The sequence below is a fragment of the Marinobacter sp. BW6 genome (assembly GCF_008107725.1).
Classification (GTDB): domain Bacteria; phylum Pseudomonadota; class Gammaproteobacteria; order Pseudomonadales; family Oleiphilaceae; genus Marinobacter.
Genome location: NZ_VIRN01000050.1, coordinates 83,924 through 94,425, shown reverse-complemented (window position 1 = coordinate 94,425; position 10,502 = coordinate 83,924). Strand labels below are relative to the sequence as shown.

The 10,502-nt window shown below is 58.0% G+C and carries 10 protein-coding genes; 5 read left to right on the top strand and 5 right to left on the bottom strand.

The features are described 5' to 3' along the window. Positions 1-195: 195 nt before the first annotated feature. Positions 196-834, bottom strand: a complete 639-nt coding sequence (locus FMN52_RS04705) for a ChrR family anti-sigma-E factor (protein ID WP_148607544.1) — start codon at positions 832-834, stop codon at positions 196-198. Then, entirely contained in the window at positions 831-1,430 is a 600-nt protein-coding gene (locus FMN52_RS04700) for a sigma-70 family RNA polymerase sigma factor (protein ID WP_148607543.1), read from the bottom strand. The genes FMN52_RS04705 and FMN52_RS04700 overlap by 4 nt, the downstream gene beginning before the upstream one ends. Before the next feature lie 239 nt (positions 1,431-1,669). Between FMN52_RS04700 and FMN52_RS04695 the strand changes: the two genes are divergently transcribed. Next, complete coding sequence (locus FMN52_RS04695; protein WP_148607542.1) at positions 1,670-2,707, top strand: AraC family transcriptional regulator; 1,038 nt, start codon at positions 1,670-1,672, stop codon at positions 2,705-2,707. A gap of 6 nt (positions 2,708-2,713) precedes the next feature. Here the strand turns inward: FMN52_RS04695 and speA are convergent, their stop codons facing one another. Further along, positions 2,714-4,624, bottom strand: coding sequence for a biosynthetic arginine decarboxylase (gene speA / locus FMN52_RS04690; RefSeq protein ID WP_148607541.1), 1,911 nt, complete (start codon positions 4,622-4,624; stop codon positions 2,714-2,716). A 178-nt stretch (positions 4,625-4,802) separates the two neighbouring features. Here speA and speE point away from each other — a divergent pair, with 178 nt between their 5' ends. Then, positions 4,803-5,684: a polyamine aminopropyltransferase gene (gene speE / locus FMN52_RS04685; RefSeq protein ID WP_148607540.1), complete on the top strand. Its 882-nt coding sequence runs from the start codon at positions 4,803-4,805 to the stop codon at positions 5,682-5,684. 82 nt (positions 5,685-5,766) lie between these two features. On the opposite strand, the gene FMN52_RS04680 is transcribed toward speE, so the two are convergent. Then, complete coding sequence (locus FMN52_RS04680) at positions 5,767-7,047, bottom strand: ammonium transporter (RefSeq protein WP_148607539.1); 1,281 nt, start codon at positions 7,045-7,047, stop codon at positions 5,767-5,769. A gap of 73 nt (positions 7,048-7,120) precedes the next feature. Next, a complete protein-coding gene (gene glnK / locus FMN52_RS04675; RefSeq protein ID WP_008173268.1) occupies positions 7,121-7,459 on the bottom strand; it encodes a P-II family nitrogen regulator in 339 nt (112 codons plus the stop codon). 381 nt (positions 7,460-7,840) lie between these two features. On the opposite strand from glnK, the gene FMN52_RS04670 reads away from it, so the two are divergent. The 3 genes from FMN52_RS04670 (at position 7,841) to trmB (ending at position 10,486) form a co-directional block, all read left to right on the top strand. Beyond that, complete coding sequence (locus FMN52_RS04670; protein WP_014575880.1) at positions 7,841-8,095, top strand: accessory factor UbiK family protein; 255 nt, start codon at positions 7,841-7,843, stop codon at positions 8,093-8,095. A 63-nt stretch (positions 8,096-8,158) separates the two neighbouring features. Further along, on the top strand, positions 8,159-9,691 hold the full coding sequence (locus FMN52_RS04665) for a YifB family Mg chelatase-like AAA ATPase (protein ID WP_148607538.1): 1,533 nt from the start codon (positions 8,159-8,161) through the stop codon (positions 9,689-9,691). Between the two features lie 72 nt (positions 9,692-9,763). Continuing rightward, positions 9,764-10,486, top strand: a complete 723-nt coding sequence (gene trmB, locus FMN52_RS04660; protein ID WP_148607537.1) for a tRNA (guanosine(46)-N7)-methyltransferase TrmB — start codon at positions 9,764-9,766, stop codon at positions 10,484-10,486. Positions 10,487-10,502 lie beyond the last annotated feature (16 nt).

The window sequence follows — 10,502 nt, the reverse complement described above, 5'->3', positions numbered from 1 at the left end:
CAACCTGGTCCACCACCGCCAATTTAAAGGCCAGGGAATAATCCCTCTGACTCCTCCGCCTCTTCGTATTCATCACACCCTCCGTAATCTCAAGCAGGAAGGTGTAAACCTTATTCAGGACGGGTCATAATCAAAAAAAAGGGCGATCACTGATCGCCCCTTTTTTCTTCTTCCGGCTCGAACCAAGGTCTGGCTTTACCGGATAAACGGATTCAGCATCCTGGTAAACGTACCTGTCAGCTTGACCGGCGCGCTGAGTACAGACAGCGTGATGCAGTCTTCACAGCCGACAGCCACTGGCTTGTGCTCATCCTCGTCGGTCAGCACAACAAAATCCCACTGATTGAAAACCCCTTTCTGGTCGGCAAACGCGCCCTGCAGCACGATGGTCGTTTCCTCGCCCCGGTGGGTATGGGCCGGCGCCTTTCCGCCTGCAGCCAGCTTCTGCAGGACGACCTGCTCTTTCTGTCCGGGGAACCGGTCGGTAATGTCCAGTACGCTCACATCCCCCAGCTGACGCTTCCACGGCAGGCTGTTCAGGTCTTCGCCAAGCAATTTTTGCAGCGCACTCACCCTTGGGATCGCCGGAACTGCAGGCTCCCCTGAGGGCTCACTGTCGATCTTAGACAGAATGCTGTCGAACATACTTTCTGAGACAGATACCTTTGGTTGCTGCTCCATCATCACAGCACCCAGGCTGTCCAGTGTGTCCACACGGCTACGGCAGTGGGAACACTTGTCCAAGTGTAGCTTGATGCACAGAGCATGGGGTTCGCTCAGGTTACCTGCGCTGTACTCCATCAGGCTCAGGCTGTCGGGATGGTGCCGTGTCATACGTTCTGATCCTGCAAAATCACTTTCAGTTTGTTCAATGCCAGGCGAACCCGACTTTTAACCGTGCCAAGCGGGATGTCCAACTCGTCCGCGACCATCTGATGCGACTTGTTTTCCATGTAAACCTTGGCAATAACTGTGATCTGTTCTTCGGGCAAGTGGCTCAGGGACTCCCTGATCCGCCGCTCCGACATGAGACGATGCAGCGATGTAACCGGCTCGTTCTCGTTTTCACCCGGGATCTGCCAGAGATCCTCTGTCTCAACCGGCATTTCAGCGCTGGTACGCTGCATCTTTCGCAGCATATCAATCCGCTGATTACGGGCGATGGTGAATATCCAGGTCGACGCTGCTGCTTTGCGCCAGTCGTAAAGGCAGGATCGCCTCCAGATGGATACAAATACTTCCTGCACAAGCTCTTCCGCGTGGCTCGCCAAGCCGTTGGCCATGGCGTAATACTTGATTTGCGGGCCAAAATGCTCGAACAGCGCGTGGTACGCTTCGCGATCCTGATTCTTGCCCACTTTCTGCAGCATCTGGCTCCACGGGTCTTTGCGGCCCTCGGAACTGGCTGGCTTCTTATCCAGTGTGGTCACCGGACGCTCCTTGACAGTCGCATGATTTGAGCTTGTTCTGGTCATCATTCTATGCACTCGTCCCGGGTTTGTCAGTCTCAACATTTACGGATCGGTTTATCCCGTGGATCAGCCAGTTCCGAAAAAAGTGCAGAAATCTGGCGCCAGCGACGGTTGCCGGCCGTCTCGCCGGATATTGCCGGAACCTGAAGAGCGGTCTAGTCTGAGCAATACACCGATACCGGAAGACCACCATCCTCATGAATGCACCCGGCATTACCGGAAACCTGCCCGTTATCCGGGCGCACTATGCGGATATTCTCTGCCAGTTGGCGGAGGATCGTGGCCTGCAACGGTCACGATTATTGTCGGCCTCGGGAATCCGGCCTTCCATGCTTGGTCATCCGGACAATTTCATCACGGTTGATCAGTTCAGCGCCCTGTGTCACGAATGTGTGGTGCAAAGCGGTGATCCGGCCCTCGGGCTTGAGTACGGAAAACGACTGAAATTTACCACTCATGGTTCTCTGGCCCAGGCAGCCATCAGTTGCGACACGCTTGAGCAGGCGTTAACGGTGCTGATCAAGTATTTCCAGATCCGCTTTGTTTACATGAGCCTGTCTTTTTTCGTGGATGACCGTGAGGCAGTGATCCAACTGGATCTCTCCCACAGCTTTGAGGATCTTTACCGGTTCAACGTTGATGTCGTGATGGCATCGTTAATGGATGTGAATCTTCTGCTGTTCGGTCGCCGGCTTCTGGACGGCGGCCGCTGCCTTCTGGATTTTCCGGAGCCACAAGATGCATCGGCTTATCGCCAACTGTTCGGCAGCCAGCTCTCGTTTGGCGGCGGGGTGAACCAACTGCGGTTCAAACGGGCTTTTCTCGATGCGCCCATGTCCCTGTCAAATCCGGTAACCCGTCGGATCGCCGAGGCCCAGTGCGAAGAGGAAATGCGGTTTATCGAGGGCGCGACGTCGGTCTCGGATCGGGTGATACGCTTGCTTGAGACCGGGCGAAGCCAGCGCTTACCAGCTCTGGAAGAGGTGGCCGAGCACCTGCAAATGTCCACAAGGACGTTACGCCGACAGCTGGCGGCCGAAGGATTACGGTTCCAGCAACTGCAGGATTCCCTCCGCCACCGCCGTGCCCTGGAGCTACTGCGGCGCAACGAGCTGACCATCGACGAAATTGCTGATGCTCTCGGCTACAGTGACCCTTCCAACTTTGGCCGGGCCTTCCGAAAATGGGAAGGCATTGCCCCCAGCGCCTGGCGCCGGGGACATCGGAAACCCTGAGCCTGGCTATTCTTCCAGGTAGGTGTAGCCATCGAGGCCGGCGGCCAGCTCCGCCAAAAGCACTGCCTGGGTGTCTGTTGCCAGGGCAGAGGCGGCGAACTTGCCTCGATAGGCATCCATCAAGGCATCTGGTTCAAAGTTCACATAGCGCAACACTTTGGCCACGGTATCGCCGGTAACGGGGTCGCTGATCTCATAGCCACCTTCTGCCGTCAGGCGGACATCCACGGAATGGGTGTCGCCGAACAGGTTGTGCATGTCTCCCAGAATCTCCTGATAGGCTCCGGTCATGAAAAAGCCCATCAGCAGCGGTTCGCCCGCCTTCTCTTCAGGCAGAGGTAGGGTGGTTTCGGTGCCCTGGCCGTCGACGTAACGGTCGATACGCCCATCAGAATCGCAGGTGATGTCCTGGATCACTGCGCGCCGGTTAAGAGGGCGGTTGAGGCCATTCACCGGCATGACCGGGAAGATCTGGTCGATACCCCAGACATCCGGTAACGACTGAAACAGCGAGAAATTCACGAAAAGCTTTTCGGCCAGTTTCTCATTGAGCTCGTCAATGATTTCCCGGTGGGCCCGGTTGCTGCTGTCCAGCTGATCGCGAAGCAGTCGACATGAGCGAGTGTAAAGGGTTTCCGCATCCGCCCGTTCCTGCAGGGACAGCACGCCGTGAGCAAACTGGGCATGGACATCGGCCATGGCGTGGAGCACGTCATGATAGATCTCGGCCAGCGAGCGTGGCGTGTTGGCGTCCTGCAGGCTCTCCAGATCGCGCCAGAGATCGTGCAGCGGGGCCGATGCGGTATCGGCCGGCCGCTCCGGCGTCCGGTTTTCCGGGGCCTCGCGATCAATCACGTTGGTCACCAGCACCGAATGGTGCGCGGTCAGTGCCCGGCCGGATTCGCTGATCAGGTCCGGGTGGGGAATGCCGTGGCGATCACACTCCGCCTGCAGAACATGCACCACGTTGTAGGCGTATTCGTAAACGCTGTAGTTCATGGAGCAGCTGCTGCGGGAGCGAGTGCCCTCGTAGTCCACGCCGAGACCCCCGCCGATATCCACCGTTCCGATCGGCGCGCCCATCTGGCGCAGCTCGCTGTAGAAACGGGCGCATTCACGGAGACCGGTCTGGATGTCACGGATATTGGCGATCTGGGAGCCAAGGTGGAAATGCAGCAGTTGCAGGGTATTCAGGGCGCCCGCCTCGCGCAGGGTGTTCACAACATCCAGGACCTGGCTGGCGGACAGGCCAAACTTGGATTTTTCACCGCCGGTGTTCTGCCAATTGCCCTTGCCGATGGTCGCCAGGCGCGCCCGCACCCCGATGAGTGGCGATACCCCCAGATTTTTCGCCTCCTCCAGGATAAGTGGCAGTTCCGACTTTTTCTCAACCACAATGAATACCCGGTGGCCCAGGGTCTGGCCAATCAGAGCCAGGCGGATATATTCCCGGTCCTTGTAGCCGTTGCAGACAATCACCGATCCCGGTTGCTGGGACAGTGCCAGCACCGCCATCAGCTCAGGCTTGCTGCCGGCCTCAAGGCCGATCTGCCCTTTTGAGGCGGCCGGCTCGGCGGCCAGAAGTTCCTCGACGACCCGACGCTGCTGATTGACCTTGATCGGGTAGACCGCTGTGTAACGGCCCTGGTAAGCGTGTTCTTCAGCGACCTTGTTGAAGGCATTGCACAGTTTGTTGACACGGTCGTGCAGGATGTCAACGAAGCGCACCAGTACTGGTAGTTGAACACCGGATTCGGTCAGCGTTCGGGTCAGTTCCGGCAGGTTGATTCGCGCCGGACTGTGGCCGCGATCCGGACGGATCAGTACCTCGCCCTGTTCATTGACACCGATGTAGCCATCGCTCCAGTGGGCAATGTTGTATACCTTGTGGGCCGGGGTGGCGCTGGCTTCGCTCATGCTTGCTATCCTGTCAGGAAACACTGGCCGCCATTGTATGGATTCCCATCCCGGGCTAAAAGCATCGGGTGCGGAAAATAGGTGGCCGTTCACCGTGATTATCGCTTTAGCTCACGATTGGGCACCCCTACAATACGCCCTTTTAATTCAGCCCATGGCCCACAGCGGGAGGCAAAAAATGACAGCACTCAATGACGGCTGGTTTACCGAGGTATTCCAGAACCAGGGGACGGCGTTCTCCCTGCAGGTGAAGCAGAAGCTACATGAGGAGCAGACACCGTTCCAGAAACTGGAAATCTACGAGACCGAGACCTTCGGCAACCTGATGGTCCTGGATGGCTGCGTCATGCTGACCACCCGCGATAACTTCCTGTATCACGAGATGATGACCCACCCCGCCCTGTTTACTCACAGGGACCCCAAAAAGGTGGTAATTGTTGGCGGCGGTGACTGCGGCACATTGAAAGAGGTGCTTAAACACCCGGGCGTTGAGGAAGCCTGGCAGGTGGAAATTGACGAGCGGGTAACCCGCATGTCGGAGAAGTATTTCCCGGAACTGTGCGAAGCGAACAGTGACCCGCGCGCCAACTTCTTCTTTGGGGATGGCATTCAATGGATGCGGGACATTGAGCCGAACAGTGTCGACCTTATCATCATCGACAGCACGGACCCGGTCGGTCCGGCCGAAGGCTTGTTTGCCCTGGATTTCTATCGGGATGCCATGCTGGCCCTGCGTGAGGGTGGCATTATTGTCCAGCAGAGTGAATCGCCGCTGCTGCATACCCACAGCATCATCAAGGGTATTCACGAGGACATGCGCAAGGCGGGATTCGAGCACGTACAGACGTTGCCTTTTCCGCAACCTGTCTATCCTACGGGCTGGTGGAGCTGCACCATGGCCAGCAAGGAAAACCCGGTGAAATACTTCCGCGAGGAAGATGCCAACAATCGCCCCTTCGTAACCCGCTACTACAATGCCGGAGTGCATCGTGGTGCCTTGGCGATGCCGCAGTTCATGTTGGATGCGCTGGAAGATCAAGTGCTCCCTGGGGAAGGCTGAGGCCTTTGCTCAGTTCACGATCATGCCATAAAAAAAGGGCGCCCCGAGGGGCGCCCTTTTTGATCATGCCAGCCGGCGATCATTACTTCTGGCTGACAAACTCCGGATAGGCTTCCATACCACACTCGGACAGATCCACACCTTCGTACTCTTCCTCTTCAGACACCCGAATGCCCATGACGGCTTTCAGGATGCCCCAGACGATCAGGCTGGTGACGAACACCCAGATGAAGATGGTGAGCATGCCGACCAACTGACCCATGAAGGTCGCGTCTGCGTCGGACAGGAGAACTGCGAAGATACCCCAGATACCAACCACACCGTGTACGGAGATGGCACCGACCGGGTCGTCAATGCGCAGCTTGTCCATGGTGACGATGGAGAAGACAACCAGGGTGCCGCCAATGGCGCCGATGATGGTGGCCAGCAGGGGAGAAGGATCCGCCGGCTCTGCAGTGATGGCAACCAGGCCAGCCAGAGCACCGTTCAGGGCCATGGTCAGGTCCGCTTTGCCGAACATCAGGCGTGCCACGATCAGGGCAGCGATCAGGCCGCCAGCTGCGGCTGCGTTGGTGTTCAGGAAGACGTTGGCAACTTCGTTAGCGACACCAATGCCGCCCAGTTTCAGGGTAGAGCCGCCGTTAAAGCCGAACCAGCCCATCCAGAGGATGAAGGTACCAAGCGTTGCCAGGGGCAGGTTAGCGCCCGGGAAGGCACGGATTTCGCCTTTGGAGCCGTACTTGCCTTTACGGGCACCGAGGAGAAGAACGCCTGCCAGCGCCGCTGCTGCGCCTGCCATGTGAACGATACCGGAACCGGCGTAGTCGCTGTAGCTCAGCTCGTACATGCCGAATACCGCGTCGCCGTTCCAGGTCCAGGAACCCTGCATCGGGTAGATGAAGCCACACATAACGATAGCGAAAGCCAGGAAGGCCCAGAGCTTCATACGCTCAGCCACAGCACCGGAAACGATGGACATGGCGGTTGCAACGAAGACAACCTGGAAGAAGAAGTCAGAAGCGCCGCTGTATTCGCCCATGTCGCCGAAGCCGGCTTCAGTGGAGGCTGCAATTACGCCTGCAATCGCTGCGTCGTCCATCTCGGCAACAGTTGTTACACCGCTCAGGAAGATACCGCCGTCGTACATGATGTCGTAGCCGACAATCAGGTACATGGTACAGGCGACCGCAAACAGGGCCACGTTCTTGGTCAGGATTTCGGTGGTGTTCTTGGCACGCACCAGGCCGGCTTCCAGCATGGCAAAGCCAGCGGCCATCCACATGACCAGAGCACCGCAAATCAGGAAGTAAAAGGTATCCAGCGCATACTGGAGTTCAAAAATGTGATTAAGATTGCTTTCCATATGAAGCCCTCCGCACGAGGCTTTTCAGGTTATAAATTTTTTTGCGTTGGCTGTTCGAAAAATCAGAGCTGGTTCAGACCGCTTCTTCGCCGGTTTCGCCAGTCCGGATCCGGATGGCTTGAGCCAGTTCAGTCACGAAGATCTTGCCGTCACCGATTTTGCCGGTGTTAGCCGCCTTGGTGATGGATTCGATAACCTGGTCCAGAAGGTTGTCGCCGATAGCAACTTCCACCTTCACCTTGGGCAGGAAATCCACCACGTATTCCGCGCCACGGTAGAGTTCTGTGTGGCCTTTTTGCCGACCGAAGCCTTTGACTTCAGTGACGGTTACGCCTTGTACGCCAATCTCGGATAGTGCCTCACGGACATCATCCAATTTGAAAGGCTTGATGATCGCTGTCACAAGTTTCATTGCTTTCTCCTTGGTAAAGCCGTCTCAACAGTGAGGGCCCGTCGGCCGGTTGTTGAGCTCGGGATGCTGCCACCTCGCACACCAATTGTGCGGATTGCGTACGAGAGCTTTAGCATCGTGTATGCCAACGCAAAAAAATGTTTAAAAAACAATAGACTACGATATCCGCGTACCAGAATGGCGCAAACTTGTGCACCAAAATAGAGCGGGTAGCCGGCCAGTGAGCCAATTTGGAGCGGGCTCCCTGGCCCTTCGCCACTTATTATAGGGTCGACCACCTACAGTATGGCAGGGGCTGCGGTGTGATACACTCCCGCTAACCGGCAACCGGCCCTGTCTTTTAGTCGAAGCCGGATATTTCAGGAATTTGTGAGGTGACGTGTGAAAGGTCCACAGGATATTTTTTCTCAGCTGCAGGGCCAGTTTGGCCAGTTTGTTCCCGACATGGCCCGCGCTGCACGGGAAGATTTTGAAACCCAGGCCCGGGCCACCGTGATGGCCGTTCTGTCTCGCCTGGAGTTGGTGACCCGGGAGGAGTTTGACGCCCAGCAGGCGGTCCTGCTGAAGACCCGTGAAAAGGTGGATGCGCTCGAGAAGCGGGTGGCCGAACTGGAAAATTCCCTGCAGAAACAATAAATCCCGGACACGCCTGGCAGGATGCCGGGCAAACATATCCGGTTATTACCATGGATGGTTGTCATGCTTGCTATTGTTCATTCCCGCGCCGCCATTGGCGTGTCAGCGCCTGCCGTTACCGTTGAAGTCCATCTCTCCGGCGGCTTGCCCGCGCTCTCGATCGTGGGCTTGCCGGAAACCGGTGTAAGGGAGAGCAAAGAACGCGTCCGAAGCGCGCTTCTCAACGCCGGTTTCGAGTTTCCCGCCCGAAGAATTACCATCAATCTTGCTCCCGCTGATCTGCCAAAAGAGGGTGGCCGGTTCGATCTGCCCATCGCTCTGGGCATTCTGGCGGCGTCTGGCCAGATCCCGGTCGACAGCCTTTCCGATTGCGAATTCCTCGGTGAATTGTCCCTTGATGGTGCACTGCGCCCCCTGAAAGGTGTTCTGCCGGCTGTATTAGCCGCACGGGAGGATGGTCGGGCCTTGCTGGTTCCGCACGCCAACTCCGAGGAAGCGGCGCTGGCAAGCCGGGGTGATCTTCTGGCTGCCGGCCACCTGCTGGCCGTGTGCGAGCATCTGAGTGGCCGTGCCCGTCTGGTGCCGGTGCCCAGGTCTCCCCTGGACGAAGCGCCGGAGGGCAACCGTGAGGTGCCCGATCTGTCGGATGTCCGCGGCCAGCAGGTTCCGCGCCGCACGTTGGAAGTGGCGGCAGCGGGTGGGCACAATCTTCTGTTCTTCGGTCCCCCGGGAACCGGCAAGAGCATGCTTGCTAGTCGCTTGCCCGGAATCCTGCCGGGGCTGGATGATACTGCGGCCATGGAAGTGGCCAGCGTGCATTCAGTGGCCGGGCTCCCGGTTCAGGCCGGGGGCTGGCGTCAGCCGCCTTTCCGGGCGCCCCATCATACCGCCTCAGCGGTTGCGCTGGTCGGAGGTGGCAGCAGCCCGAGGCCGGGGGAGATCTCCCTGGCGCACCGGGGCGTACTGTTTCTCGACGAGTTGCCAGAGTTCGAACGACGGGTGCTTGAAGTGCTCCGGGAGCCGATGGAAACCGGAAAGATCTCGATCAGCCGGGCGGCGCGTCAGGTCAATTTTCCGGCGCGCTTTCAGGTTGTTGGCGCGATGAACCCTTGCCCCTGCGGTTACAGCGGTCATCCCACCATCGAGTGTCAGTGTACGCCGCAACAGGTTGCCCGGTACCGGTCGAAGATCTCCGGACCTTTGCTCGATCGGTTTGACCTGCACGTTGAGGTGCCGGTGCAGGGCGGTGACGTGCTGATGCGCCAGGGTGGGGATGGCGAGGACAGCGCCACAGTCCGGGAGCGTGTTCGGGCTGCCAGAGCCCGTCAGTCAGAGCGGGGTTGCCTGAATGCCGCGCTGTCCGGGCGGGAATTACAGGCTGCATGCCGACTGGACCAACAGGGTCAGCAACTGCTTACCGGTGCCATGGAGAAGTTGGGGCTTTCAGCTCGGGCGTTGCATCGCATTCTTCGGGTGGCCCGGACGCTGGCGGATCTGGAAGGCTGTGGAGAATTGCGGCAGAGCCATCTGGTTGAAGCGCTGGGCTACCGGCAACTGGACCGACAGCAGGGTCGCAACTCGGTGGTCTCCGCCTGAGCAAGGACACTCTGGTAAACTGTTGGCAAATCCCGTTAAACATGACCCGCTGCCTGCGGTTAAGGATTGCAAATGACAGACCATAAAGAACCGCAAGATCCCAAAGATACGCCCGTGACGACCCGCCGTGGTGTGCGAAGCTTTGTTCTACGCCAGGGCCGGATGACAGAAGGCCAGAAAAAGGCGTTCGAGCGGAGCTGGCCGAAGTACGGCCTGACCCGTGAGGACGGAATGATTGATCTACGTGAGGTCTTTGGCCGGGATAACATGCTTAACCTGGAAATCGGTTTTGGTATGGGCCGATCCCTGGCCGAGATGGCGGAAGCGGCTCCCGAGCAGGACTTTATTGGAGTTGAGGTTCACCAACCAGGCGTTGGTGCACTACTCAAGGAGATTGAAGATCGAGGTCTGGAAAACGTCCGGATTTACAGCATTGATGCCAACGATGTGATTGACCTTTGCCTGCCGGATGCCTGTCTGGACCGGGTAATGGTGTTTTTCCCGGATCCCTGGCACAAGAAAAAGCATCACAAACGCCGACTGATCCAGCACGAGTTCGTCCAGCGGGTTCGTCACAAGTTGAGGGTGGGCGGCATTCTGCACCTGGCGACCGACTGGGAGAATTATGCCGAGCATATGCTCGAGGTGATGAGCGAGTCCGAGGGCTTTGCCAACACCCAGGAGACCGGTGGCTATTCACCGCGCCCTGACGACCGTCCCATTACCAAGTTTGAGAAGCGGGGCGAAACCCTTGGACACGGCGTCTGGGACCTTTTGTTTTACCGGACCAACTGATAGCCGGTGAGCAGGG